This window comes from Microbacterium sufflavum, assembly GCF_023091155.1.
Lineage (GTDB): Bacteria > Actinomycetota > Actinomycetes > Actinomycetales > Microbacteriaceae > Microbacterium > Microbacterium sufflavum.
The window spans coordinates 2,621,359-2,647,071 of the sequence record NZ_JAHWXK010000001.1; the positions used below are offsets into that span (position 1 = coordinate 2,621,359).

Genomic DNA, 25,713 nt, shown 5'->3' on the forward strand with positions numbered 1-25,713 from the left:
AGACAGCATGTCCATTCCCCTGGCCGAACCGTCCGCTCTCGACGAAGGAACGCTGCGGGTCATCCCGGTCGGCGGCCTCGGCGAGGTCGGCCGCAACATGACCGTGTTCGAGTACGACGGCAAGATCCTGATCGTCGATTGCGGCGTGCTGTTCCCCGAGGAGCACCAGCCCGGCGTCGACCTGATCCTGCCCGACTTCGAGCCCATCCGCGACCGTCTCGACGACATCGTCGGCGTGGTGCTCACGCACGGGCACGAGGACCACATCGGCGCCGTGCCGTACCTGCTGCGCCTGAAGAGCGACATCCCCCTGATCGGCTCCGGCCTGACACTCGCGCTCGTCGAGGCGAAGCTCAAGGAGCACCGCATCAAGGCGTTCACCCTCACCGTCAAGGAGGGGCAGAAGGAGAGGGTCGGGCCGTTCGACCTCGAGTTCGTGGCCGTCAACCACTCCATCCCCGACGCGCTCGCTGTCGCGATCCGCACGCCGGCGGGCATGGTGCTCGCGACGGGCGACTTCAAGATGGATCAGCTGCCCCTGGACGGCCGCATCACTGACCTGCGCGCGTTCTCACGGCTGGGGGAGGAGGGCGTCGACCTCTTCCTCGTGGACTCCACGAATGCCGACGTCCCCGGGTTCACCCCGACCGAGCGTTCGATCGGTCCCGTGCTCGATCAGGTGATCGGCAAGGCCCCGCGCCGCGTCATCGTCGCCAGCTTCTCCAGCCACGTGCACCGCGTGCAGCAGGTGATCGACGCCGCGCACGCGCACGGACGGCGCGTCGCCTTCCTCGGTCGCAGCATGGTGCGCAACATGACCATCGCCGAGCAGCTCGGCTACCTCAAGGTGCCCGCGGGCGTGCTGATCGACTTCAAGAAGGCCCGCGACCTGCCCGACGAGCAGATCGTCTACATGTCGACGGGGTCGCAGGGCGAGCCGATGGCGGTGCTCAGCCGCATGGCGAACGTCGACCACGCGATCGAGGTGAGCGAGGGTGACACGGTCATCCTCGCCTCGAGCCTCATCCCCGGCAACGAGAACGCGGTCTACCGTGTGATCGACGGTCTCACGAAGCTCGGCGCGAACGTGGTCCACAAGGCGAACGCGCGGGTGCACGTGTCCGGCCACGCGGCGGCGGGCGAGCTGCTCTACTGCTACAACATCCTCAAGCCGAAGAACGTCCTCCCGGTGCACGGGGAGTACCGCCACCTGATCGCCAACGCCAAGCTCGCCCAGGACACGGGCATCCCGGAGGAGAACACGATCATCGCCTCCAACGGCACCGTGATCGACCTCAAGGACGGCGTGGCCCGCGTGAGCGGACAGCTCGATCTCGGGTTCGTGTATGTGGACGGCTCCACGGTGGGCGAGATCACCGACGCGGATCTGAAGGACCGGCGGATCCTGGGCGAGGAGGGGTTCATCTCGGTCATCGTCGTGGTGGACGCGGCGACCGGTCGCATCATCTCCGGCCCCGAGATCCACGCCCGCGGCGTGGCGGAGGACGACTCGGTCTTCGACGACGTCGCGCCGAAGATCGTCGCCGCGCTCAAGGAGGCTTCGGGCAACGGCGTGCGCGACACGCACGCCCTCTCCCAGGTCGTGCGCCGCACGATCGGCCGCTGGGTCAACCAGAAGCTCCGTCGCCGTCCGATGATCGTGCCCCTCGTCATCGAGGCCTGACCCCGGATAGCCGCGGAAAGCCGCGTCATTGCGCGGAGATGTCGGCTGTTGGACGTAGCGTGGGAGCATGGCCAGGAGCACCACGAAGACCGAGCGCGCGTCGACGACCGCGTCGTCGCGCCCCAAGCGGCAGTCGGCTTCCAAGGCGGCGCCGGCACCCAAGAAGTACGTCGACGAAGCGGACAAGCCTCCGGTCGCCGTCCGCGCCTGGAACGGCCTGGCGCACGCGGTCGGCGGGCTCTTCCGTGCGTTCGGGCCGGAGACGCTCGAGAAGGACGACCGTCGCGACGGCTTCCCGTTCTTCCTGGTGATCCTGGCGGTGCTGGGCGCCGTCAACGAGTGGTTCTTCATCGGCAACGAGATCGCGGCGAACATCAGCGCCTATTCGGTCGGTCTGTTCGTCGGCCGGGTCGCGTTCATCATGCCGGTGCTGTTGCTCCTCCTGGCCGGCTGGCTCTTCCGGCACCCGTCCTCCGTGCACGACAACGGGCGCATCGGGATCGGCTTCGGCCTGTTCGTGCTGGCGCTGTCGGCGATCTTCCATGTGGCCGGACCGCGGCCCCATCCGAACCAGGGGATGCCGGCTCTGAGCGAATCGGGCGGTCTCCTCGGCTGGCTCCTCGGACAGCCGGTCTCCTACCTCACCGACATCCCCGCCTACGTGCTGCTGTCGCTGCTGGTCGTCCTCAGCATCCTGATCCTGACCAAGACTCCGCCGAACCGCATCGGTTCGCGTCTCGGCGACCTCTACGCGTGGATGTTCGACGCGGAGCGCCCGGAGAAGCCGACGAAGGACGCGGCGGCGATCGACGAGGCCGACAAGGTCGACGATCCCGACGTGCTGCCCTGGTGGCGCCGGAACAAGACGGGCCGCGAGGAGGATCCGGACGAGGGAACGCTCGGTTCCGACGACATCACGGCACTGCTCACCACGAACGAGCCGACGCCCGCGTACGACCAGGCGGTCACGGTCGCCAATCCGTCGGAGGTAGCCACCGAGGTGCTCTCCGACGTCCGGTCCATCGCCGACTCCCTCGCTGAGCAGCAGACCACGGCCCTCCTCGACGACGAGTCCGACACGGGCGAGATGCCCGAGCTCCCCGGGCTCGACGGCTTCGGTACCGAAGGGCCGGGGGAGCGGGGGCCACAGGCTCCGGTCGCTCCGTACATCCTTCCGTCGCCCGGCGTGCTCTCCGAGGGGCCGCCCTCGGTCGCGCGTTCCGACGCGAACGACCGCATCGTCGAGCAGATCACCAGCGTCCTCGACCAGTTCAAGGTCGACGCGAAGGTCACCGGCTTCTCCCGCGGCCCGACGGTCACGCAGTACGAGGTCGAGGTCGGTCACGGCGTCAAGGTCGAGAAGATCCTGCAGCTCAGCAACAACTTCGCCTACGCCGTCGCCTCGAACGACGTCCGCATCCTCTCTCCGATCCCTGGCAAGAGCGCGATCGGCATCGAGATCCCGAACACCGACCGGGAGACGGTGGCCCTCGGCGACGTGCTGCGTTCCGCCGCAGCGCAGAAGAGCACTCACCCGCTCACGATCGGCGTCGGCAAGGACGTGGGCGGCAACTTCGTCGTCGCGAACCTCGCCAAGATGCCGCACCTCCTCGTCGCCGGCTCCACCGGCTCGGGTAAGTCGAGCTTCGTGAACTCGATGATCACGAGTCTGCTGATGCGCGCTCGCCCGGCGGATGTGCGCATGGTGCTGATCGACCCGAAGCGCGTGGAGCTCACGAGCTATGCCGGGGTGCCGCACCTCATCACCCCCATCATCACGAACCCCAAGAAGGCGGCTGAGGCGCTGCAGTGGGTCGTGAAGGAGATGGACATGCGGTACGACGACCTCGCGTCGTTCGGCTTCCGTCACATCGACGACTTCAACCGTGCCGTCCGCGCCGGTGAGGTCGAGGTGCCGGTCGGCAGCGAGCGGGTTCTCAAGCCCTACCCGTACCTGCTGGTCGTCGTCGACGAGCTCGCCGACCTCATGATGGTCGCCCCGCGTGACGTCGAGGACTCGATCGTGCGCATCACGCAGCTCGCTCGCGCGTCCGGCATCCACCTGGTGCTCGCCACGCAGCGTCCGAGCGTCGACGTCGTCACCGGTCTCATCAAGGCCAACGTGCCGTCCCGGCTCGCGTTCGCGGTCACGAGCGTCACCGACAGCCGCGTGATCCTCGACAGCCCCGGCGCCGACAAGCTGATCGGTCAGGGAGACGCGCTCTTCTCGCCGATGGGCTCGTCGAAGCCCTTCCGCCTGCAGGGTGCCTGGGTGGACGAGAAGGAGATCGACGCCGTCGTCAAGCACGTCACGCGTCAGGCTCGACCGGAGTACCGCGCCGATGTGCAGGAGGCGATGGAGCCGAGCAAGAAGAAAGAGGTCGACGAGGACATCGGCGACGACCTCGAGCTCCTCCTCGCCGCGGCCGAGCTCATCATCTCGTCGCAGTTCGGATCCACGTCGATGCTGCAGCGCAAGCTCCGCGTCGGGTTCGCGAAGGCCGGCCGGCTCATGGATCTGCTCGAGTCGCGTGAGGTCGTCGGCCCGTCGGAGGGGTCGAAGGCCCGCGACGTGCTGGCCACCCCGGAGCAGCTGCCGCAGGTCATGGCTCGCCTTCGCGGCGAGGACGTGCCCGCGTCCGCTCCGAGCGCCGGCGCACCGGCCGCCGCACCTCCGTCGCCCGAGCGCGACCCGATCGCGGGGCAGTACGACGGGCTTCCGGTCGTGGAGGCGGAAGGCGATGAAGACGCCTGGGGCCTGACGGGACGCGACTGATGGCCATTCCCCGGCAGCTCCCCAACGCGATCACGGTGGCGCGGATCCCGCTCGCGGTGGTCTTCTTCGTTCTCCTGCTCCTCGGGGGCACCTATGGAATCTCGGATCCGGTGGTGCGTTGGATCGCCGGCATCCTCTTCATCGTGGCCATCTCGACCGACTGGGTCGACGGGTATCTCGCGCGTCGCTACGACATTGTGAGCGACTTCGGGAAGCTGTGGGATCCGATCGCCGACAAGCTCCTCACGGGGGCCGGTTTCATCGGGCTGGCCATTCTGGGCGAGGTCAACTGGTGGATCGTGATCGTGATCCTCGTCCGCGAGTGGGGTATCACGATCCATCGTCTGGTGGTCGCGAGCGAGCATGTCGTCGCTGCCGCCTGGATGGGCAAGATCAAGACCGCGTTCCAGGGCGTGGCCCTCGGCTGGGCGTTGTTGCCGCTTCACGTGTGGATCGGTCTCGGTCCGTGGACGACCATCACCTTCCTGCTCATGCTGATCGTGCTCGTCCTCACGGTGGTCAGCGGAATCGACTACATCGTGGCGCAGGTACGCGGTTCGCGACAGCGGTCATGACGTCGTTCACCCCTGAGATGGTCGTGGGCGCCCTGCGCGCGCGCGGCTGGACGCTCGGGGTCGCCGAGTCGCTGACCGGCGGCGCGGTCTGCGCGGCGCTGGTCGCCGTTCCCGGAGCCTCCGTCGTTCTCCTCGGCGGCGTGGTCGCGTATGCGACGCCGGTCAAGCATTCGCTGCTCGGGGTAGACGCCGAGCTGCTCGCGACAAAGGGACCCGTCCATCCCGAGGTGGCGCGGCAGATGGCCGAGGGGGTTCGCCACGCCGTCGCCGTCGACGGACGGTCGGCGGACGTCGGTATCTCCACCACCGGGATCGCCGGGCCGCAGTCGCCGGACGGTCAGCCGGTCGGGACCGTCCATCTGGGCGTCGTCACTCCGGAGGGCACTCGCACGGAGGCGTTCGTCTTCGACGGCGACCGAGCGGCGGTGCGCGCGCAGTCGGTGGCGATGCTGGTGCGAATGCTGGCTGAGGCGGTCGGGGAATACGAGCCGACAGCCGAAGGTTGATACCGATGTGCTCACATTCAAACCACAGAGTGCAAGGGTAGATTCTGTGCAGGCCAGGAGGGCTAGACTGGCTGTCTCTTCGAGGGGAACCTCGATCGAACACATGGGGAGGAGGTTCCGATGATTCTTGTACGACAGGAAATCGGCGATGTGCTGAGGGACTTCCGCCTGCAGAAGGGGCGCACCCTCCGGCAGGTCGCAAGCAAGGCGTCCGTCGCGCTCGGCTACCTCAGCGAGGTCGAACGCGGACAGAAGGAGGCGTCGAGCGAGATCCTCGCCTCGGTCGCGGAGGCCCTCGACGTTCCCATCTCCACCATCATGCGCGAGGTCGGGGATCGCATCTCCGTCCTCGAGGGCATCCAGGTCTTCCCCGACGTCGTTCCCGACGAGCTGGTCGCCTCGGTCGAGCCCGAGCTCTCGCTGCACTGACCACTCGGCCGGGTGACGATGCGACGTAGCGAATTCCTTCGCGCCGTCGACGCGGAGTTCCAGGCGCGAGGGCCGTCACTGGTGAACGACCTCAGTCTGACGGCGGTCAACGGCCGTACCGCGAGCGAAGCGCTGGCGGACGGCGTGCCGCCCCGGGAGATCTGGCTCGCCCTGTGCGAGGAGATGGATGTTCCGCTGTCTCGGCGGCACGGCGTCGGACGGCTGGAGCCGCGGAGCCGCTGAGTTGCTGCTCTCGTTCTCCGGGCTGTGCGGAACTCCGACACGCCGCGTTGCGCTGTTGTCGAAAATCTGTTCGAACCGGGCGTAGTCTTCTGCACAAGTGGTTTCGATGCCTGGATCATCACAGACCTCGGGTGGGCCGATGCAATGTCGGTGGCTCGTCCTAGCGTGAGGACCAGGCTGAAGAAGCCACACGCCTTGTCGGAGAGTTCCTTCCAGCCGGAAGAGCCGCGACAGCCTACAGGCGGCATCACACGCGCAGAAGGAGCACACCATGCCATCACCCGCCGACCGCGAGAAGTCCCTCGAGACCGCCCTCGCGCAGATCGACCGTCAGTTCGGAAAGGGCTCGGTCATGCGGCTGGGCAGCGATGAGCGCGCCCCCGTGGCAGTCATCCCCACCGGCTCCATCGCCCTCGACGTCGCCCTCGGGGTCGGAGGCCTGCCGCGTGGCCGCATCGTGGAGATCTACGGCCCGGAGTCCTCGGGTAAGACCACACTCACCCTGCACGCCATCGCCAATGCGCAGCGCGCGGGTGGTATCGCGGCGTTCATCGACGCGGAGCACGCGCTCGACCCCGACTACGCCGCGAAGCTGGGCGTCGACATCGATTCCCTGCTGGTGTCGCAGCCGGACACCGGTGAGCAGGCGCTGGAGATCGCCGACATGCTCGTGCGGTCCGGTGCCATCGATCTCATCGTCGTCGACTCGGTCGCGGCCCTCGTGCCGCGAGCCGAGATCGAGGGTGAGATGGGCGACTCCCACGTGGGTTTGCAGGCCCGGCTCATGTCGCAGGCGCTGCGCAAGCTGACGGGTGGGCTCAACCAGACCAACACCACGATGATCTTCATCAACCAGCTGCGCGAGAAGATCGGCGTCTTCTTCGGATCGCCCGAGACCACCGCCGGTGGAAAGGCGCTCAAGTTCTACGCCTCCGTGCGCATGGACATCCGACGGATCGAGACCCTCAAAGACGGAACCGACGCCGTCGGCAACCGTACGCGGGTCAAGATCGTCAAGAACAAGATGGCCCCGCCGTTCAAGCAGGCGGAGTTTGACATCCTCTACGGCGTGGGGATCTCTCGCGAGGGCAGCCTGATCGATTTCGGCGTGGAGCACGGGATCGTCAAGAAGTCTGGCTCGTGGTACACCTACGACGGCGACCAGCTGGGGCAGGGCAAGGAGAACGCGCGCACGTTCCTTCTCAACAACCCCGACATCGCCCTCGCCATCGAGACGCAGATCAAGCAGAAGCTCGGCATCGGTGCGCAGCCCGCGCCCGCGTCTGCGGACGAGCTCGCTGAGCGTCGCCCGGCCTGATGAACGAGCAGCGTGGGGGCGATCCGGAACGGATCGCCCCCATCATCCCTCTCTTCGGAGGGGCGCCGTCTCGGCAGCCCTCACGACGGCCTACCCCGCCCGATCATTCGGGGGTGGACGCGCCGGCATCGACTGACGGCGCCGCGTCGTGGCGCTCGACCTGGCATCAGGCGCCGTCCGACTTCCCGCAGGAACCCGACGCGGGCACGCCGAGCGAACGGCATCCCGCACGCGGTCGACGCGGGCGATCGACAGCGGGCACCCCGGTCCCTCGGCTGCGCGCGATCGACGAGGGGACGCTCGGCGGGGCGGATGCCGAGCGGGGAGACGAGGACGGTCCCACCACGGAGGAGGTCCGTGTCGCGGCCGAAGAATCTCTGCTCCGCAAGCTTCGCACCCGCTCGTTGTCCGTCTCCGAAGCGCGCCTGGTCTTGAGAGGCCACGGGGTGGAGGCGAACGACGTCGACGACCTGATCGAGGATTTCTGCCGTCGCGGTTACCTCGACGACGCGGTGCTCGCCGAGATGCTCGTGACCTCGGGCGCCGAACGAAAGGGGCAGGGGCGTGTCGCGCTGTCCCGTGCGCTCGCCCAGCGCGGGATCCCGCGAGAGGTGATCCATGCGGCGCTGGAGGAACTCCCTGACGACGATGCGGAGCGGGCGCTGGAGTTCGCTCGCACCAAGGCGCGGTCTCTCAGCCGACTCGACGCCGACACGGCGCTTCGTCGCCTCACGGGTCAGCTGGCGCGGCGTGGTTATGCCGGATCGGTCGCGATGACCGCCGCCAAGACGGCGCTGCGCGAGGCGTCGTCCGGTGGTTCCGGGTCCGGCGTGCGCTTCGTGGATTCCGACTGAGGGTGCCGCCCTGAGCGCGGTGACGGGGCTCGTACAATGGACAGATCATGACTATCCCCCGCAGTGAACCGACGATCATCAGCGCCTCATCGGCGGCCGTCGACGACGACGGGCGACAGCGATCGTATGAGGTGCGTACCTTCGGGTGCCAGATGAACGTGCACGACTCCGAGCGGCTGTCCGGTTCGCTCGAGAGCGCGGGCTACGTCCCTGCGCCCGCGGGCAGTGAAGCCGACGTCGTCATCATCAACACGTGCGCCGTGCGCGACAATGCGGCGGGCAAGTTGTACGGCACTCTCGGACACCTCGCCGCGGTGAAGCGTCGGAAGGCGGGCATGCAGATCGCCGTCGGTGGCTGTCTCGCACAGATGGACAAGCAGGCGGTGCTCGACAAGGCGCCGTGGGTCGATGTCGTCTTCGGAACGCACAACATGGGCTCCCTGCCCGGCCTCCTCGAGCGCGCCCGCCACAACGGAGACGCGGAGCTGGAGATCCTCGAGTCGCTCGAGGTGTTCCCGTCCACGCTTCCGACCAAGCGCGACTCCGCCCACAGCGGTTGGGTGTCGATCTCGGTCGGCTGCAACAACACCTGCACGTTCTGCATCGTTCCGAGCCTTCGTGGCAAGGAGAAGGACCGCCGCCCGGGCGACATCCTCAACGAGATCCGGCTGCTGGTCGAGGACGGCGCGATCGAGGTCACCCTGCTCGGCCAGAACGTCAACTCGTATGGTGTGGAGTTCGGAGACCGCCAGGCCTTCGGCAAGCTGCTGCGCGCGGCCGGGCAGATCGAGGGCCTGGAGCGGATCCGATTCACGAGTCCGCATCCGGCCGCCTTCACCGACGACGTGATCGACGCGATGGCCGAGACACCGAGCGTGATGCCGCAGCTGCACATGCCGCTCCAGTCGGGCAGCGACCGCATCCTCAAGGCCATGCGGCGTTCGTACCGCAGCGAGCGTTTCCTGGGCATCCTCGATCGGGTGCGGGCACGCATCCCGCACGCGGCCATCACGACCGACATCATCGTCGGGTTCCCGGGTGAGACCGAGGAGGACTTCGAAGACACGATGCGGGTGGTCGAGCAGGCACGCTTCTCCGGAGCCTTCACGTTCCAGTACTCGATCCGGGAGGGCACACCGGCGGCGACGATGGCGGATCAGGTTCCGAAGGCCGTGGTGCAGGCCCGCTACGATCGCTTGATCGCACTGCAGGAGCGCATCTCGCTGGAAGAGAACCAGAAGCAGGTCGGCCGCGAGATCGAGGTGCTCGTGTCGACCGGGGAGGGCAAGAAGGACGCCGAGACCCACCGCCTGACGGGCCGAGGCGAGGACAACCGTCTCGTGCACTTCGAGGTCCCGCCGGGGTCGGAGCTTCCGCGCCCGGGTGACGTCGTCACGGTGACGGTCACGCACGCCGCGCCGTTCCACCTGCTGGCCGATGACCCCACCGGCGCGCCTCTGCGCATCCGCCGGACACGGGGCGGAGATGCCTGGGACCGCTCGCAGGCGGAGTCGTGCGCGGTGCCGTCACCGAGTGCGAGCGGGTCGAGCGCCGTGTCGCTCGGGCTTCCGACGCTGCGCGTCGGCGTGTGACCGCGCCGCGACTCTGGGCGATCGTCGGTGCCACGGGCACGGGCAAGAGCGACCTCGCCCTGGACCTGGCCGAAGCGCTGCGGCGTCAGGGTAACCCGGCCGAGATCATCAACGCCGACGCGATGCAGGTGTATCGCGGCATGGACATCGGCACGGCGAAGTTGCCGACCGCCGACCGTCGTGGCATTCCCCATCATCTCCTCGACGTGCGAGAGGTCACGCAGGATGCTGCTGCCGCTTGGTATCAGCCGCTGGCGCGTGCCGCGGTGCGCGACATCCAGGAGCGCGGCGGAGACGCCATCCTGGTCGGCGGCTCGGGTCTGTACGTCTCCAGCGTGATCTTCGACTTCGACTTCCCGCCGCGAGACCCGGCGGTGCGGAGGCGGCTGGAGCTCGAGTTCGAGGCCGAGGGGATCACGCCGTTGCTCGAGCGACTGCGGCTGCTCGATCCGACCACGGCGGAGCGCGTGGACCCCAGGAACAGCCGACGGGTCATCCGTGCGCTCGAAGTGGTGGAACAGGGGAGTGCTACGCACGGGGCAGCGCTTCCCGATGCGCCGACGCTGTGGATGCCGCAGACGCGGATCATCGGCCTGCGCCTGGACCGCGAGCCGCTCGTGCGCCGGCTGAACGACCGGGTCGACCGCATGTGGGCGCAGGGGCTGGTGGCGGAGGCCGAGAGTCTCCGTGGGCGTGGCCTGGAGAGCGGCACCACGGCTTCCCGCGCGATCGGCTACGCCCAGGCGCTGGGACAGTTGGACGGCCGGCTCACGGAGGCGGAGGCGATCGCGGAGACGCAGGCCCTCACCCGCCGGTACGCCCGCCGTCAGGTGTCGTGGTTCAAGCGTTACCCGCAGCTCGAGTGGCACGACGTGCCGACCTCCGCGGAGCAGCTTCTCGCCGACTGACGAGTGTCGGTGCCCGGTGCAAGACTGCGCGCATGGCCACTCACTTCTACACCGCCTCCAGTCTCGATGGGTTCATCGCCACGCTCGACCATTCACTCGACTGGCTGCTGAGCCTGGACATCGATCTGGAGGGGCCGATGGCGTACCCGTCGTTCGAGAAGAATGTCGGCGCCCTCGTGATGGGGGCGTCCACCTACGAGTGGGTGATGCGGCACGAGGAGGGACGGTGGGGGTACACCCAGCCGACGTGGGTGCTCACGCACCGCGACCTCGAGCTGCCCGCGGGGGCGGCCGTCGAACTCACCAGCGACGCCGTGAGCGAGGTGCACGCCCGCGCGGTGGCGGCGGCGGAAGGTCGCGATGTCTGGATCGTCGGCGGGGGAGACGTCGCCGGGCAGTTCGCCGACGCCGGGCTTCTCGACGAGGTCTGGGTGCAATACGCCCCGGTCACCCTCGGGTCAGGTGCACCGCTTCTTCCTCGTCGACTCGATCTGGAGTTGCTCGAGGTCGCGCGCAACCGCAGCTTCCTGTGCGGGCGCTATCGCGTCGTCCGCGACGAGGGGGGAACGAACCGTCCCTAGACTGGGAGCATGGTCGCATTCACCAAGGGGCACGGCACCGGCAACGACTTCATCATCATCGCCGACCCCGATGGGCAGCTGCCTCTGTCACAGGAGCAGGTGGCTGTGCTCTGCGACCGCCACTTCGGCATCGGCGCAGACGGGGTCCTGCGGGTCGTCCGCTCTGCGTCCCTTCCGGAGGGCGCTGCGGCGCTGGCGGAAGAGCCCGCCGCGGAGTGGTTCATGGACTATCGCAACGCCGACGGCTCGGTCGCGGAGATGTGCGGCAACGGGATCCGCGTGTTCGTGCACTATCTGGTGCGTTCCGGTCTCGCGAGTATCGAGCAGGGCGCGACGCTGCCGATCGGTACCAGGGCCGGAGTGCGCCACGTGACCCGCAGCGCGAACGGCTACCAGGTCGACCTCGGGGCGTGGCGCCTGTCGGGCGACGACCCACTCGTCCGTGCGGATGGGCTCACCGTGACCCGCCCCGGCCTCGGCATCGATCTGGGCAACCCGCACGTCGTAGTCGCGCTGGCATCCGAGGCCGAACTCGCGCTGCTCGAGCTCACGCGTGCACCCGAGCTCGAACCCGCCCTTCCTGCGGGCGCCAACGTCGAGTTCGTCGTCCCGGGTGAACCCCTGGTCCGCGACGGCATCGGCCATGTGCGCATGCGGGTCTCCGAGCGCAGCGTCGGCGAGACGCTCAGCTGCGGAACCGGTGTCGCGGCGACGGCCCTCGCCGTGCGGTACTGGGCGGGTGCGCAGGCGCCGAACAACTGGCAGGTCGAGGTGCCCGGTGGCACACTGGCCGTGCGGATGTTCCCGGCGGAGGACGGCGAGCACGTCGCGCTCTCCGGGCCTGCGCAGCTGGTCTTCCAGGGTGAGATCGACCTGCTCTGAGGCGCGGATCAGACCAGCGCGATCGGCTCCGTCGGTGGCGTGCCGTGCTTGCGCACCTTCAGGATGCGGTAGCCCTTGCCGGTCGCGGTGCGGAAGACGCTGAAGCCGGGGTGGAACGTGCTGGCGATCCACCGCTGCAGGGAGTCGGCACCCAGATTGCGCTGCACCACGAGCCAGGCATCGCTGCGCTCGTCGAGCCGGGGGATCCACCGTTCGAGAAGCCCGTGGAGCCCGTTCTTCCCCACGCGGATCGGCGGGTTGGAGCGGATGGTGCGGAAGGTCACGTCGTCGGGAACATCTCCGGGCAGCGCGGCGTTGACATTGGTGAGGCCGAGCGCGGAAGCATTGCGACGCACGAGGTCGAGCGCACGTTCATTCACGTCCACCGCCCAGACGGTGGCGTGCGGTGAAGCCAGAGCCATCGACAGGGCGATGGGTCCCCAGCCGCTGCCGAGGTCGAGAAGATGGCCGCCGGGTGGAACGGGCGGAGTGTTGGCGAGAAGGACCGCGGTTCCGGCATCGAGCCGATCCGGGCTGAAGACCCCACCGGCGGTGGTCATCTCCAGCTCGCGCCCTGCCAGGGATACACGGATCGTGCGCAGGTTCTCGGGGCTTGCCGGGGCCGCAGTGAAGTAGTGGTCGGACCCCATACGGTGAGCGTACCGGACGGTGCGGGCTAAGGTTAAGGCTCGCGAGGAAACCAGAGACAGGAACGGATGACGGAGACGAAGATCCCCTCCACCGACGACCAGACGGTCGACCGAGTGCTTTCGAACGCGGAGAAGCGATCGGAGGTCCGCGTCTTCGGCGCCGCCCAGGCCCTGCAGGACGAGGCCACGGCCGCGCACTCGCAGACCGACGGTCAGCAGTGGGACCTCGAAGATCGGCATGCGCTGCGTCGCGTGGCCGGACTCTCGACCGAACTGGAAGACGTCACCGAGGTCGAGTACCGACAGCTACGGCTCGAGAACGTCGTGCTGGTGGGCGTGTACCCGCAGGGGGCGCAGGAAGACGCGGAGAACTCGCTGCGCGAGCTGGCCGCGCTGGCCGAGACGGCGGGTGCCGTGGTCCTGGACGGCGTGCTGCAGCGGAGGCCCCACCCTGACGCCGCGACCTACCTCGGACGAGGCAAGGCGCAGGAGCTGAAGGACATCGTGGCCGCGGTCGGGGCGGACACCGTCATCGCGGATACCGAACTGGCGCCCAGCCAGCGTCGCGCCCTCGAAGACGTCGTCAAGGTCAAGGTGATCGACCGCACGACCGTGATCCTCGACATCTTCAGCCAGCACGCGAAGAGCCGCGAGGGCAAGGCCCAGGTCGAGCTCGCACAGCTCGAGTACCTCCTTCCGCGGCTGCGCGGATGGGGTGAGTCCATGAGCCGCCAGGCCGGTGGGCAGGTCGGCGCAGGCGGCGCGGGGATGGGATCGCGCGGCCCGGGTGAGACGAAGATCGAGCTGGATCGTCGTCGCATCCGCACGAAGATGGCGCTGCTGCGCAAGCAGATCCGCGACTTCGCGCCGGCTCGCGAGGCCAAGCGGGCCGAGCGCAAGCGCAACACGATTCCCTCCGTCGCGATCGCGGGCTATACCAACGCCGGCAAGTCCAGCCTTCTGAACGCCCTGACGAGCGCCGGCGTGCTCGTCGAGAACGCCCTCTTCGCCACCCTTGACGCGACCGTGCGCCGATCGGCGACCGAGGACGGCCGTGTCTACACCCTCACCGACACGGTGGGCTTCGTGCGGAACCTGCCGCACCAGCTGGTCGAGGCTTTCCGCTCCACGCTGGAAGAGGTCGGCGACGCCGATGTCGTGTTGCACGTCGTCGACGGGTCGCACCCCGACCCGGCCGGCCAGCTGCAGACGGTTCGCGACGTGATGGGCGACGTCGGGGTGCGCGACCTGCCGGAGATCGTGGTCTTCAACAAGGCCGACCTGATCCCCGAGGATGAGCGTCTCGTGCTGCGCGGCCTGGAGCCGCACGCGCACTTCGTGTCGTCGCGCTCAGGGGAGGGCATCGACGAGCTGCGGTCCGCGATTGAGGCGGCACTGCCCCAGCCCGCGGTCGAGATTCGTGCGGTGGTCCCGTACGACCGGGGCGACCTCGTCGCCGCGATCCACGAGACGGGCATGCTGCTGTCCGTCGAGCATCAGGAGCAGGGAAGCGCCGTGCACGCCCGGGTGTCCGAGCGTCTGGCGGCCGAGCTGGCGCCGTTCGTCGCGGAGGGGTGAGTTCCGCGCTCAGCGGGCGAGGAAACGCGCCTCGACGGTTGCCGAGATGACGATCTCCTCCGGCTCGTACTGCATGGAGGGTGCGGCGTCGGCGGCGAACGCGACCGCTCCGCGAGCCTTCATCAGGGGCGTACCGGGGCCGGGGTGGCCGGGGGCGATCAGCCCGACGTCGGCCAGTTCGACGGGCGAGACCTGATGGAGGCCGACGGCACCCGCGTACGCCTCGGCGCGCAGCACGGCGGCCTCCACGGCGCGGGCCGCGACCTCGCGTTCGACACGGGTGCGGGTCTCGGGGGTGAGATGCCAGTCCACCCAACCGACCTCGACTCCCTCCCGCGCTGAGACCTCGGTGACCCACAGGGAGAGCTCGCCGTCCTCCGCGAACGTCGCGGTGAAGTCGACGCCGGCCATGTAGACGGGCGCGAGGCGCGAGCCATCGCTGCTCCACGGGCGCTCCGCCCGGACGCTGAGGTTCGCGCTGCTCCAGTCGAGCGCTGACCCGGTCTTCGTGCGCTCGGCGAGGTCTTCGCGCACGGGCTCGGAGAGACGCAGGGCTTCGTCGACCACGGGGCCGCGCTCCGGCCCCTCGGCACGGACGGAGACACGGACGATGGCACGCTCGGGGCGGACCCGCACTTCGTGCTCACCACGGACGGTGACGATGACCTCGCTCATGCGCCGACTCTACGCGAGCCGGTCGGGGCAGGGGCGGAATGGCGAAGGGCCTCCGAACGTTGTAACCTGTGATGCTCGGGTGCATGTCGCCCGGCCTGGTAATTCCACAGTGTGACAGCGGCTCCTTCGCGAGAAGGACCACGGGGCTGATCGGTTTCGACAGCGCCTGTGAATCCACGAGAAGCGGGCCGAGGATGCAGAGTTATCTCGTAAACGCTCTCTGCAAAACAATAGTTGCCGAATCCAAGCGCAACGACTTCGCCCTCGCTGCCTAAGCGAGCCCGATAGTCCGTCAGACCGTATGTGATTCCGATACGGATCCTGGCGTCATCTAGGAATCTTGCTGCGTGACGGCGTCTGGACGTCACGCGGGACTCTTCCCAGGCTGGGCTCGTCGACTTAGGTGTCTGTGACAAAGGTCGGAGCCGAGCAGAACGCTTCCACAGACTGCGCCCGGAGAAGGCGTGGAGACTCAGCGTTGGACGGGGGTTCGATTCCCCCCAGCTCCACCAGGTCGCTGTCACAGACGAAGCCCCCGTGTTCCTCATGAACACGGGGGCTTCGTCGTTCCGAGACCAGCTAGTCGGCGTCGGTGCCGTCGTGAGCCTCCACGTCGTCGTCGCCGGTGGGTGGCACCGTGGGCGGTTCGCCCTTGTTGTCCTCGGCGCCGAGGTTGTCGTTCTCGTCGGGCCCGGGGGAGGATTCGGTGCTGATGTCGTTGCGGTGGCTGTCGCTACTCATGCGCGTTCCTTTCTGGGTGACTTCCTCCAGCCTCTCCTCCCGGAGGATCGGGGGCCAGACGGTTGACAATGCGACCACGCGCGGCCCAGGGAGCAGACGCGGAGGAGGGCATGCCGCAGGAGACGCCGGCGCAGCCTATATTGAGGCCGTGACGATGACCCCGCCCACGCCCGCCGACGGACTCACGCGCGCCCAGGTGGCGGAACGCGTCTCGACGGGCCGAACGAACGCGTTCACGGCCGATACGAGCCGGAGCGCCTGGAGCATCGTCCGCGCGAACGTGTTCACCATCTTCAACGGGATCGTGTTCGCGTGCTTCTTCGTGCTGTTCGCGATCGGGCGGTGGCAGGATGCCCTTTTCGGTCTCGCCGCGTTCTCCAACGCGATCATCGGCTGCGTGCAGGAGTTCCGAGCGAAAGCGGCCCTCGATCGCCTCGCCCTGATGAACGCCCCGCGTGCGCTCGTCCGACGGGACGGTGCCGAGACGGAGGTGGTCCCCGGCGATGTGGTGCTCGACGACGTGCTCGTGCTGCGTGCCGGCGAACAGGTCCCGGCCGACGCCACGGTCACGCAGTCCCGCGGGCTGCAGATCGACGAGTCGATGCTCACCGGCGAGTCGGACCCGGTCGAGAAGCACCCGGGCGATGAGGCGCTGTCGGGGGCGGTCGTCGTCGCCGGCGAAGGGCTCGCCGTCACCACCCGCGTCGGGGCGGACTCGTACGCGAACCGGTTCGCGGGTGAGGCGCGGCGGTTCTCGCTGGTGGCGAGCGAGCTCCGGTCGTCGATCGATCGCGTCCTCACCTGGGTGGGCTGGATCATCGGTCCCGTCGGGCTCCTCGTGCTGAACGCGCAGATCATCGTGACCGGCGGCTATGCGACGGCGTTCAGCTCAGGCTCGTGGCAGCAGGCGGTGGTCAACACGATCGCCGCGTTGACCGCGATGATTCCGCTCGGCCTCGTCTTGATGACCAGCATCGCGTTCGCGGTCGGAGCGTCGCGGCTCGCGCGTCGACAGGTGCTGGTGAACGAGCTGCCGGCGGTCGAGGGGCTCGCTCGTGTCGACGTCGTGTGCCTCGACAAGACCGGCACGCTCACGGTGGGCGACATCGTCTTCGACGCCGAGCACACGATCGGCGGCGCGTCTCCGTCCCGTGCAGACGAGGTGGCCGCCGTGCTGGCCTGGTATGCGGCAGCTCCGGACGCGAACTCGACGGCCCGTTCCCTGCGCGCCGACCACCCGGTGCGCGCACCGCTGCACGTCCGCGGAGACATCCCGTTCTCCTCGGCGCGCAAATGGAGCGCCACGGTGTTCGAGGAGGTCGACGGCACCTGGGTGATGGGGGCACCGGAGATGATCTTCGGCGACGAGGCCACCTCGAGCAGCACCGAGCTCGGCCGCACGGTCACGAGGCTCGCGGAGAGCGGGCGCCGCACGCTGGTCCTCGCGCGGGCGGAACAGCCGCTGTCCGAGTCGGAGATCGCCGAGGAGCGCCTGCCCGCCGGACTGGCCCCCGTCCGCGTCCTCACCTTCCGCGAACAGGTGCGTCCTGACGCCGCGCAGACGCTGGAGTACTTCCGCCGCCAGGAGGTGGCCATCCGCATCATCTCCGGAGACAACCCGCGGACCGTGGCGGCGATCGCGCGCGAGGTCGGACTCGACGTGGAGGAGGGGTTCGACGCGCGGGAGCTCCCCGACGACGATGCCGAGCTCGCCCGGCTCCTCGACAGCCAGCAGGTGTTCGGGCGGGTGACGCCGGAGCAGAAGAAGCGCATGGTGACCGCGCTGCAGAGCCACGGACACACCGTCGCCATGACCGGAGACGGGGTCAACGACGCCCTGGCGATCAAGACGGCCGACATCGGGATCGCCATGAACTCCGGCTCGCCGGCGACGAAGGCCGTCGCGCGCCTCGTCCTGCTCGACGGGCAGTTCTCCCACCTGCCCGACGTCGTGGCCGAGGGGCGGCAGGTCATCGCGAACATCGAACGCGTCTCGATGCTGTTCCTCACCAAGACGGCGTATGCGACGACCCTCGCCGTCGTGTTCGGTGCGCTGATCCTGGCCTTCCCGTTCCTCCCGCGCCAGCTGTCGATCACCGACGGCCTCACCATCGGGATCCCCGCGTTCTTCCTGGCGCTCATGCCGAACGCCTCGCGCTACCTCCCCGGCTTCCTGCGGCGATCCCTCAGCTTCGCGATCCCGGCCGGCGTCGTCGTGGCGGGCGGCCTCACCTGGTACGACGCTGTCGCGCGCGGTCTCGGCGTCTCCGAGGAGCAGCTGCGTACCGGCGCGACCGTGATCCTCGCGATCGTCGGCATCTGGGTGCTGGCGGTGCTGGCGCGGCCCCTCAATCGCTTCAAGGTCCTCGTGGTGGGCGCCATGTTCGTGCTGCTCGTCGGCATCTTCAGCCTGCCGCCGGCGCGCAGCTTCTTCGCCCTGGTCGATCCGGGGGAGGAGCTCGCGCTGGCCCTCACCGGGATCGTCGCGGTGATGATCGCCGCGATCGAGATCATCCGGTTCGTCCATCGCCGCGTCGTCGTCGATCGTGTTCGCCCGAGCGGCGACCGCACCGGCGAAACCGAGCGCGCCGCTCAGGCTGCCCGCGGCAGCACCGTGGCGCGGGTCCTCACGAATGGGGTCGCAGCCCTCGCCTATGTCTTCGGCCTGCTCGCCACGGCGTTCGGTGTGCTGGTGTTCCTCTCGCGCTACGAGGGGACGGTGGGACGGACGGCGTTCTCGCTCCTCGGCGCATCGATCGCCCTGTTCGGGCTCCTGGTGCTCGCGATCGCGGCGGGCGTGCGGCGGGGCAGCGGGTTGTCGCGCCTGTTGCTCACGATCGTGCTGACGCTCGCCATCGCGGTCAGCGTCGCGGTGCTGCTCGCGGGGGATCGTTGGGACTGGGGTGCCGGGATCACGGGGCTGGTCGCGGGCGTGCTCGTGACCCTGCTGTGGACGCCGCCGACGACGCACCGGTTCGGGCGCATCCGCGACAGCTCGATGGGGCGCGGTCGCCCCTGAGCGGCCGCGGTGCCCTCAGTCCGCCCAGTCGACGAGCAGCAGGCTCTGGCGGGTGTCGGCGAACTTCACCCAGCCGTCGCCGAAGAGGTAGGTCATGCCGTAGCCGTCCTCATCGGTTCCCATCGAGAACTCCGGGTCCTCCGTGACGTACACGCCCTCTTCCGACTCCTCGCGCTGCCACCCCTCGGCGAGCAGCCCGGCCTGCGCCTCCGCCGCGTCCGCGGCGCTGACGCGGGCCCATCCGTACAGCTGACCGTGGTCCGAGGGCACCGAGAAGTCGGCCCAGAAGCAGAGCAGTCCCTCGGTGAACTCCACGCCTCCGGCCCGGAACTCCTTGCCCTGCGCACTCCAGCCGGCCGACGTCAGCGCGGCGACCGTGCCGTCGGAGATCATCGACTCGCACGTGAGCTCCTCGCCCGTGGGTTCGGGCGCCGGAACGGGGGCGGGGGAGGACGTCTCGACCGTGGTGTCGGCCGTGGCAGGAGGAGAGCGGGTGGGCTCGGCGTGCGGAGCCCCGCTGCAGCCCGCCAGCAGCAGCACCAGCAGCGCGCCGGTGGCGGCGGGAAGGCTGCGGGCGGTCATGGGGGTCCTCGGGATCGCGGTGGCGGTCAGTCGTCGTGCAGGAGCGCGAGGAGGTCCTGGTGAAGGACTCCGTTGGTGGCGAGTGTCGAGCGGGCGGAGATCGTCTCGCTGCCTTCGAAGGACGTCATCCGGCCGCCGGCTTCGCGCACGATCGCCACGGCGGCCGCGATGTCATACTCCTTCACATCGAACTCGGCCACCATGTCGAGGCGGCCCTCGGCCAGCAGCATGTAGGCGTACACGTCGCCGTAGGCGCGGTCCCGCCAGACCCGGTCCGACAGTCGCAGGAGGGCGTCGAGGTGCCCGGCGTCCCGCCACTGAGCGATGCTCTGGAAGCTCACGCTCGCGTCATCCAGGGAGGACACGGCGGAGACCGTCAGTCGTCGTTCCTCGCCGTCCACGGCGGTCCACGCGCCGTCGCCGGCGGCCGCCCACCAGCGTCGTCCCAGCGCGGGCATGCTCACCACCCCGACCTGGGGCACCCCGTCGACCGCCAGAGCGATCATGGTGCCCCACAGCGGCACGCCGCGCAGGAAATTCGCCGTCCCGTCGATCGGGTCGATGATCCACTGTCGGTCCGTGGCCCCCTGTGCGCCGAACTCCTCGCCAAAGATGCCGTCATCGGGCCGTTCGCTCTCGAGGATGCTGCGCACCGCACGCTCGGTCGCCAGGTCGGCGTCGGTGACATGCGACCGGTCGGCCTTGGTGGAGATCTCCAGATCCGCGGCGTCGAAGCGCGGCAGAGATTGGGCGTCCGCCGCGTCGGCGAGCCGGAGGGCGAGGGCAAGGTCGGCGCGCAGGTCGGTCGCGGCAGGGGGCTGAGTCACGCTCCCAGGATAGTGGCGGTGACCGCGCCGCCCTGAGTGACCATCGGCCACCATGGCCGCGTCCCGAGGCGTACGCGTGTGCTTGGCGCGCCCGGGCGGCACACGATTTCGTCGGCGGCTGATCGGCTGGTAATGTAATTCCTCGGTCGGGGTTATCCCGGGCCACGCACCTCTAGCTCAATCGGCAGAGCAACTGACTCTTAATCAGTGGGTTCAGGGTTCAAGTCCCTGGGGGTGCACCACGCAGAAGCCCTCGATCCGTGCTCCACGGTCGAGGGCTTCTCTCGTACGGTGCTCGTCCGGTCGACGGCGTGCGGTCAGGCGCGCCGGACGGACAGCATCTGCCAGCCCTCCGGAACCTTGGCCTCGAGCGACGCCATGTCTTCCGCCTCGATTTGCTCGACGCCGTCGACCCGGCGGAACGTTCCCGTGGCCTCCATCTTCGCCTCGCCCTTCAGCATCCGCACCGGTGCGGATGCCAGGTCGAACCCAGGCTGCGCGTGGGCGGCCAGCTGTGTGCGCACATCCTCGAGGGACGTGCCGACGACGTCGGCGGTTGCGGTGCCGAGGGGGCGGATGAGGGCGATGAGCATCCTCCCAGCTTAGGAGGCGCGCGACGCGTCAGAGGTCCCAGTCGAGGGCGGATCGCAGATCGACGGGAGGAGGCGCATCCGTGGTGCTCCGCCGCAGGTAGACCGCCACGCGAGAGTGCGCCGTGATCAGCACACTCGTCAGACTGTCGCCGGTGGCGAGATCGACGAAGGTCGGCTCGGAACGTGCCGCAGCCTCGATGCGCGTCATGAGGTCAGCCACGTCGGTGCTGGACGGGAGCGCGAAGTCGTGCCCATCGATCTCGATGTGCGTCGTGGTCGTCTCGGTGTTCCCCATGCGGTCCACGGTAGGCAGGGCTCACCGAGGCGGCAAGAGGGGTTGAACCAGCCTGCGCATCGTGTTACGGGCGGTCACGCCGGGGCGAGGACCGCTTCGCGATCCGTCGGTGCCTGCTCTGCGGGCTCGGACACCAGGTACAGCCCGGTGGGGGCGTTGGCCGTGAACGCGAGTGCGTCGACCCAGGCCCGGTTGACGGCCGGCTGGCGGCTGCCGCTGTACTTGAAGACGAGCGAGCTGCCCGCGTGCACCCATACCGTGGTGCGTCCGCCGCCGATGCTGGCGTCTTCCCGCCAGGTGAAGCCGAACGGCTCCCCGCGGCGGAGCTTCGCGGTCATGACGAGCTGGACGTGTGTGAGCGCCCGATCCTCGATCTCGACCTTCACGCTGTTCTCGTACACGAAACGACCCATGACCTGCTTCCTGTTCCGCCACAGAAACCTGTGCCAAGAGGCGCAACCAAGATGATCACTGGTGTGGTGTTCCTCTACGGTCTCACACATTCGAGGAACCGGATACCCCGGCCGGCGACAGGGGTGTCTCAGGCGACGGGATCGAGGAGGGTGGGGTCGGACGGGTCGAGCGTGCGGGTGTTGCTGACCTTGCGGTCCACGATGCGTCCGCGGATCGTGGCGGCGACATCCGCCGAGCTATGGTCCAGCATCGCCAGCGCGTCGAGCTTCGCCTGCCCGGTCAGCTTGTCCGGGCTGAGCCAGGTGTCCCACGTGTCCGGCGTCAGGAAGGCCGGCATGCGGTCGTGGACCTCTCCGCTCGCGTCCCTGGCCTCCCTGGTGACCACGACGAAGCATCGCACCCGCTCTCCCTCGTGCTCCATGGACCACGTCAGTCCCGCGGCGGCGAGCAGGCCGTCGGCGTGCAGGAAGTGCGGGGTCTTCCGCCCCTTCTCGCCGGTCCACTCGAAGTAGCCGCGCATCGGGACGATGCACCGGGCCGCAGAGAACGCGGGTGCCCAGAACCCGGCCGCCAGCTTCTCCATCCTGGCGTTGATGAGCGGCGCGCGCTGGGGGCGGTTGGGCGGGCTCTGCCAGTCCCAGCGGACGAGCTCGAGGATGCGGCCCTCACCGCGGTCGCGGACGATCGGTGCATTCTCGGTGGGGGCGATCGAGTAGGCGCCGTGCCACGACTTCCACCAGTCCTCGGGACGGCCGCCCTCGGCGACGAACTCGCGGATCAGCTCGTCGGTGGTCGCATCGTTCGCGAATCGTCCGCACATGTCTCACCCTCGCAGATCCGTGTCCGCCGATGCCCCGCGCACCGGACTCGATCGTCCCATCATGCTGCACGGGGTGCGCGGGTGCACGGCCCTGGATGCACGGAGCCCGGATTAGGCTCCGGCGACGTCGATCACGGTGCCGTGCGTGAGCTGCTCCAGTTCGGCGAAGGTGAGGGGCATCACCGTGTGCGGGTGCCCTGCGGCAGCCCAGATCTCCGGGAACGCCGTGAGTGCGCGGTCGAGGTAGGTCGGCAGCGGTGCCGGGTGCCCGACCGGTGCCACGCCGCCGATCGCCTGACCTGTCGCCTCCCGCACGACGGACGCCGGCGCCATCGAGACGTCCGTCGCGCCGACACTGCGCGCCAGGACGCCGAGGTCGACCCGGTGTCCGCCGCTCGTCATCACGAGCACCGGGTCACCGTCGGCGAGGAACACCAGGCTGTTGGCGATCGCGGCGACCTCGCAGCCGATGGCGGCCGCGGCCTCCGTCGCGGTTCGAGCGGAGTCGGGGAGGACCCGGATCTCCGCATCGACACCCGACTCGACGAGGTGCTGATGCACCAGGCGGCTGCGTTCGGGAAGCGAGGGCGCGTCGGTCATGGCACCACGGTAGTGGAGGGGCTCAGGCCGCGTCGCCGACGACGATGGCCTGGGCGTCCTCCGCCGCGGGGTCAGCGGGCTCGTCGTCGATGTGCGCGAGGGCACGACGGCCGAGGAACACGGTGAGCGCGGCGAGGAGCACCGCGACCGCCGCGAACAGGTACGGAACGGTCGCGCTGAACAGGTGCCACAGGAGCGCCGCGATCGGCGGAGCCATCGCGCCACCGAGGAAGCGGACGGCCGAGTAGGCGGACGATGCGACCGAGCGGGGCAGATCGGTGGCCTCCATCACGGCCTCGGTCAGCACCGTGTTCATGATGCCGAGCAGCAGGCCGCCCACGATGATGCACGCCACGAGCGCGGCGGCGCTGTCGACGACGAGTCCGGCGACCACGAGGTCGATCGCCAGCAGGGGCAGCACGACCAGGATGATCCGGGTGCGGGGCATGCGCCGCATCAGCACGGGTGCGACCCACACGCTGGTCACCGCGAGCGCGACACCCCAGCCGAAGAAGGTGAAGCCGATGCCCATCGCGCCGAAGCCCAGGGGGAACGGCGAGAACGCCAGCAGCACGAAGAAGCCGATGTTGTAGAACAGCGCGGCGACGGCGAGGATCGCGAGCGCGGGACGACGGAGTGCTGTGAACGGCGCGGAGAACGGAACGGGCGTGCGCTTCTCGCTCGGGCCGCGCAGCAGCAGGGACACCGCGATGAACGCGATCGCCATGAGCACGACGACACCGAAGAAGGGGCCGCGCCAGCTCTGCTCGCCGAGGATGCCGCCGAGCAGCGGACCCACGGCGATGCCCAGACCCAGGGCTGCCTCGTACAGCACGATCGCCGCGCCGCTGCCGCCCGAGGCTGCCCCGACGATGGTCGCGAGAGCCGTGGAGATGAACAGCGCGTTGCCGAGGCCCCAGCCCGCCCGGAACCCGATCACCGCGTCGACGCTGCCGCTCAGGGCGCAGAGGAGAGCGAACACCACGATCAGCGCGAGACCGACGAGGAGCGTCGCTTTGGCGCCGATACGGCTGGAGACCCAGCTGGTGACGAGCATCGCGAGGCCGGTGACGAGGAGGTAGCTGGTGAACAGCAGCTCGGTCTCGACCGGTGACGCCTCGAGCGACTCGGCGATGGCGGGCAGGATGGGGTCGACCAGCCCGATGCCCATGAACGCGACGACGCAGGCGAACGCGACCGCCCACACCTGCGCGGGCTGCCTCCAGACGGACGGGGTCGATGCGGCGGTGGTCTGGGTCACTGGTGGTCTCCTGCTCTGTCGGCGGTGGTGCGCTCGGCGAGGATCCGGGCCGCGCGGGTGAGCGCGGCCCAGTCGTCGTCGTCGAGGTCTGCGAATCGCGGGGCGATGGTGGAGCGGAACTCCGCCCTCCACTCGTCCACGGCTGCCGTCCCGGCCTCCGTGATGGCGACCGTGATCGCCCGGGAGTCGTCGGGATCGGGGGAGCGGTGCACGAGCCCCTCGCGTTCGAGGGTGCCGATCAGCCGCGTCATGCCCGGCTGGGTCGTGCGCGCCGCCGCGGCCAGCTCGCCCACGCGACGGGGCCCCGTCTGGGTGAGCAGGCTGAGGACGCGCCACTGTGCCGCCGGGGCGTCGTTCCCCGCGTCCTGAGCGGCGATCCGGCCGAGCGCGTACCCGGAGAGCACGAGCGACGGGATGACATCCTCGCGATTCATACCAGCCAGTATATATCGCTTGGTATGTATACGCGTCAGCGGCGGGCGTTCGCGATCCGCGCCGAGAGCTGATGGGCGTGCGCCAGCAGGATGCGGCCCAGCTCGGCCTGGCGATCCGGTCCGAACCGGAAGGCCACACCGGTCAGGCTCAGCGCCCATTCCGGGCGCCCCGCGCGATCGAACACGGCGGCGCCCAGGCCCCAGCTGCCCTCCACGATGAGACCGGGGTTCACGGCGTACCCGCGCTCCTTGGTCTCCGCCAGTCGCGCACGCAGGGGAGCCCGCCCGTGGGCGCGACCCCAGCGGGTCTCCAGGTCGGGGTGGCGTTCGAGATAGGCATCCACATCGTGGTCCGGCAGGAAGGACAGGATCGCCAGGCCGGCGCTCGCGACACCGAGGGGGAAGCGCACCCCCTCGCTCAGGACGAAGGAGCGGATCGGGAACGAGCCCTCCTCGCGCAGCAGGCAGACGGTCTCGTCGGCACGGCGCACCGAGAAGAACGCGCTCTCCTCGGTCGTGACGGCGAGCGAGCGCACGATGTCGCGCGCGAGGCCGGTCACGTCGTAGCGCGCAGCCGCCACGGATCCCATCAGGAACAGCTCCGGCCCCGGCATCCAGCGCGCGCTGTCCGTGTCCCGGTCGACCAGGCCCTCCACGCGGAGGGCGGTGAGCAGCCGATGCGCCGTGGAGCGCGACAGCCCCGAGGCGCGAGCGAGCTCCTGCAGCGTCGCGCCCTCCGCCCCGGACGCGGTGACCAGGCGCAGGAGCCCGGCCGCCCTCGCGATCGCCTGGGCCCCGGGCACGCTTCGAGACGTCGATTCCACATTGTGGACGGTAGTCGGCCTGCGGGCCACATCACAAGACCGTGCTGGCGTG

Annotated in this window: 27 protein-coding genes, 1 tRNA gene and 1 other RNA gene; 16 read left to right on the top strand and 13 right to left on the bottom strand. The window is 69.2% G+C overall.

The genetic code is table 11. The features are described 5' to 3' along the window. The first annotated feature begins 7 nt into the window (after nucleotides 1–7). From KZC56_RS12620 to dapF, 12 genes are all read left to right on the top strand, one after another. Entirely contained in the window at nucleotides 8–1,684 is a 1,677-nt protein-coding gene (locus KZC56_RS12620) for a ribonuclease J (RefSeq protein ID WP_247638686.1), read from the top strand. A 67-nt stretch (nucleotides 1,685–1,751) separates the two neighbouring features. Next, nucleotides 1,752–4,460: a DNA translocase FtsK gene (locus KZC56_RS12625; RefSeq protein ID WP_247638687.1), complete on the top strand. Its 2,709-nt coding sequence runs from the start codon at nucleotides 1,752–1,754 to the stop codon at nucleotides 4,458–4,460. Next, complete coding sequence (pgsA, locus tag KZC56_RS12630) at nucleotides 4,460–5,035, top strand: CDP-diacylglycerol--glycerol-3-phosphate 3-phosphatidyltransferase (protein ID WP_247638688.1); 576 nt, start codon at nucleotides 4,460–4,462, stop codon at nucleotides 5,033–5,035. Before KZC56_RS12625 ends, pgsA begins: the two co-directional genes overlap by 1 nt. Next, a complete protein-coding gene (locus tag KZC56_RS12635) occupies nucleotides 5,032–5,541 on the top strand; it encodes a CinA family protein (protein ID WP_247638689.1) in 510 nt (169 codons plus the stop codon). Before pgsA ends, KZC56_RS12635 begins: the two co-directional genes overlap by 4 nt. Nucleotides 5,542–5,661: 120 nt before the next feature. Further along, nucleotides 5,662–5,970 (top strand): helix-turn-helix domain-containing protein, encoded by a 309-nt coding sequence (locus KZC56_RS12640; RefSeq protein ID WP_136035011.1) that lies wholly within the window; start codon nucleotides 5,662–5,664, stop codon nucleotides 5,968–5,970. An 18-nt stretch (nucleotides 5,971–5,988) separates the two neighbouring features. Beyond that, nucleotides 5,989–6,213: a DUF3046 domain-containing protein gene (locus tag KZC56_RS12645; protein WP_136035009.1), complete on the top strand. Its 225-nt coding sequence runs from the start codon at nucleotides 5,989–5,991 to the stop codon at nucleotides 6,211–6,213. 271 nt (nucleotides 6,214–6,484) lie between these two features. Then, on the top strand, nucleotides 6,485–7,531 hold the full coding sequence (gene recA / locus KZC56_RS12650) for a recombinase RecA (protein ID WP_136035007.1): 1,047 nt from the start codon (nucleotides 6,485–6,487) through the stop codon (nucleotides 7,529–7,531). Between the two features lie 113 nt (nucleotides 7,532–7,644). Beyond that, entirely contained in the window at nucleotides 7,645–8,385 is a 741-nt protein-coding gene (locus tag KZC56_RS12655) for a regulatory protein RecX (RefSeq protein ID WP_240745394.1), read from the top strand. Nucleotides 8,386–8,432: 47 nt separating this feature from the next. Beyond that, nucleotides 8,433–9,977: a tRNA (N6-isopentenyl adenosine(37)-C2)-methylthiotransferase MiaB gene (miaB, locus tag KZC56_RS12660; RefSeq protein WP_136035003.1), complete on the top strand. Its 1,545-nt coding sequence runs from the start codon at nucleotides 8,433–8,435 to the stop codon at nucleotides 9,975–9,977. After that, on the top strand, nucleotides 9,974–10,885 hold the full coding sequence (gene miaA / locus KZC56_RS12665; RefSeq protein ID WP_136035000.1) for a tRNA (adenosine(37)-N6)-dimethylallyltransferase MiaA: 912 nt from the start codon (nucleotides 9,974–9,976) through the stop codon (nucleotides 10,883–10,885). The genes miaB and miaA overlap by 4 nt, the downstream gene beginning before the upstream one ends. A 32-nt stretch (nucleotides 10,886–10,917) precedes the next feature. Beyond that, the gene (locus KZC56_RS12670; protein WP_247638690.1) at nucleotides 10,918–11,466 is read left to right on the top strand and encodes a dihydrofolate reductase family protein; all 549 of its coding nucleotides are present in this window, start codon (nucleotides 10,918–10,920) and stop codon (nucleotides 11,464–11,466) included. A gap of 9 nt (nucleotides 11,467–11,475) precedes the next feature. Beyond that, a complete protein-coding gene (dapF, locus tag KZC56_RS12675) occupies nucleotides 11,476–12,348 on the top strand; it encodes a diaminopimelate epimerase (protein ID WP_247638691.1) in 873 nt (290 codons plus the stop codon). Nucleotides 12,349–12,356: 8 nt separating this feature from the next. Here dapF and KZC56_RS12680 read toward each other — a convergent pair whose 3' ends face one another. Then, nucleotides 12,357–12,998: a class I SAM-dependent methyltransferase gene (locus KZC56_RS12680; RefSeq protein ID WP_247638692.1), complete on the bottom strand. Its 642-nt coding sequence runs from the start codon at nucleotides 12,996–12,998 to the stop codon at nucleotides 12,357–12,359. Nucleotides 12,999–13,064: 66 nt separating this feature from the next. Between KZC56_RS12680 and hflX the strand changes: the two genes are divergently transcribed. Then, nucleotides 13,065–14,576 carry a GTPase HflX gene (gene hflX, locus KZC56_RS12685; protein ID WP_136034992.1) on the top strand — a complete coding sequence of 504 codons (1,512 nt, stop codon included), beginning with the start codon at nucleotides 13,065–13,067 and terminating at the stop codon, nucleotides 14,574–14,576. 9 nt (nucleotides 14,577–14,585) lie between these two features. On the opposite strand, the gene KZC56_RS12690 is transcribed toward hflX, so the two are convergent. Beyond that, on the bottom strand, nucleotides 14,586–15,251 hold the full coding sequence (locus KZC56_RS12690) for an SIMPL domain-containing protein (RefSeq protein WP_247638693.1): 666 nt from the start codon (nucleotides 15,249–15,251) through the stop codon (nucleotides 14,586–14,588). 142 nt (nucleotides 15,252–15,393) lie between these two features. On the opposite strand from KZC56_RS12690, the gene ssrA reads away from it, so the two are divergent. Beyond that, nucleotides 15,394–15,763: a transfer-messenger RNA gene (ssrA, locus tag KZC56_RS12695) on the top strand. Nucleotides 15,764–15,830: 67 nt separating this feature from the next. Here ssrA and KZC56_RS12700 read toward each other — a convergent pair. Beyond that, nucleotides 15,831–15,992, bottom strand: coding sequence for a hypothetical protein (locus KZC56_RS12700; protein WP_168387320.1), 162 nt, complete (start codon nucleotides 15,990–15,992; stop codon nucleotides 15,831–15,833). 154 nt (nucleotides 15,993–16,146) lie between these two features. On the opposite strand from KZC56_RS12700, the gene KZC56_RS12705 reads away from it, so the two are divergent. After that, nucleotides 16,147–19,011, top strand: a complete 2,865-nt coding sequence (locus KZC56_RS12705) for an HAD-IC family P-type ATPase (RefSeq protein ID WP_308194371.1) — start codon at nucleotides 16,147–16,149, stop codon at nucleotides 19,009–19,011. A gap of 15 nt (nucleotides 19,012–19,026) precedes the next feature. Here the strand turns inward: KZC56_RS12705 and KZC56_RS12710 are convergent, their stop codons facing one another. Together KZC56_RS12710 and KZC56_RS12715 are read right to left on the bottom strand one after the other, a co-directional pair. Beyond that, nucleotides 19,027–19,593 (bottom strand): hypothetical protein, encoded by a 567-nt coding sequence (locus tag KZC56_RS12710; RefSeq protein ID WP_136034988.1) that lies wholly within the window; start codon nucleotides 19,591–19,593, stop codon nucleotides 19,027–19,029. A 26-nt stretch (nucleotides 19,594–19,619) separates the two neighbouring features. Then, nucleotides 19,620–20,420: an inositol monophosphatase family protein gene (locus KZC56_RS12715; RefSeq protein WP_240744682.1), complete on the bottom strand. Its 801-nt coding sequence runs from the start codon at nucleotides 20,418–20,420 to the stop codon at nucleotides 19,620–19,622. A gap of 166 nt (nucleotides 20,421–20,586) precedes the next feature. Between KZC56_RS12715 and KZC56_RS12720 the strand changes: the two genes are divergently transcribed. Next, a tRNA-Lys gene (locus KZC56_RS12720) sits at nucleotides 20,587–20,662 on the top strand. A 75-nt stretch (nucleotides 20,663–20,737) separates the two neighbouring features. Here the strand turns inward: KZC56_RS12720 and KZC56_RS12725 are convergent. The 8 genes from KZC56_RS12725 to KZC56_RS12760 all read right to left on the bottom strand — a co-directional run bounded on the left by KZC56_RS12725 (nucleotide 20,738) and on the right by KZC56_RS12760 (nucleotide 25,640). Continuing rightward, nucleotides 20,738–21,013 carry a hypothetical protein gene (locus KZC56_RS12725; RefSeq protein ID WP_136034984.1) on the bottom strand — a complete coding sequence of 92 codons (276 nt, stop codon included), beginning with the start codon at nucleotides 21,011–21,013 and terminating at the stop codon, nucleotides 20,738–20,740. Nucleotides 21,014–21,041: 28 nt separating this feature from the next. Next, nucleotides 21,042–21,308: a hypothetical protein gene (locus KZC56_RS12730; RefSeq protein ID WP_136034982.1), complete on the bottom strand. Its 267-nt coding sequence runs from the start codon at nucleotides 21,306–21,308 to the stop codon at nucleotides 21,042–21,044. A 74-nt stretch (nucleotides 21,309–21,382) separates the two neighbouring features. Then, complete coding sequence (locus KZC56_RS12735) at nucleotides 21,383–21,721, bottom strand: DUF7882 family protein (RefSeq protein ID WP_136036733.1); 339 nt, start codon at nucleotides 21,719–21,721, stop codon at nucleotides 21,383–21,385. Between the two features lie 128 nt (nucleotides 21,722–21,849). After that, entirely contained in the window at nucleotides 21,850–22,542 is a 693-nt protein-coding gene (locus tag KZC56_RS12740; RefSeq protein ID WP_136034978.1) for an SOS response-associated peptidase, read from the bottom strand. Nucleotides 22,543–22,653: 111 nt separating this feature from the next. Further along, a complete protein-coding gene (locus KZC56_RS12745) occupies nucleotides 22,654–23,142 on the bottom strand; it encodes a YbaK/EbsC family protein (RefSeq protein WP_247638694.1) in 489 nt (162 codons plus the stop codon). A gap of 22 nt (nucleotides 23,143–23,164) precedes the next feature. Beyond that, nucleotides 23,165–24,403 carry an MFS transporter gene (locus KZC56_RS12750; RefSeq protein ID WP_136036736.1) on the bottom strand — a complete coding sequence of 413 codons (1,239 nt, stop codon included), beginning with the start codon at nucleotides 24,401–24,403 and terminating at the stop codon, nucleotides 23,165–23,167. Further along, nucleotides 24,400–24,837, bottom strand: coding sequence for a MarR family winged helix-turn-helix transcriptional regulator (locus KZC56_RS12755; protein WP_247638695.1), 438 nt, complete (start codon nucleotides 24,835–24,837; stop codon nucleotides 24,400–24,402). The genes KZC56_RS12750 and KZC56_RS12755 overlap by 4 nt, the downstream gene beginning before the upstream one ends. 35 nt (nucleotides 24,838–24,872) lie before the next feature. Next, on the bottom strand, nucleotides 24,873–25,640 hold the full coding sequence (locus KZC56_RS12760) for an IclR family transcriptional regulator (RefSeq protein ID WP_372490590.1): 768 nt from the start codon (nucleotides 25,638–25,640) through the stop codon (nucleotides 24,873–24,875). Nucleotides 25,641–25,713 lie beyond the last annotated feature (73 nt).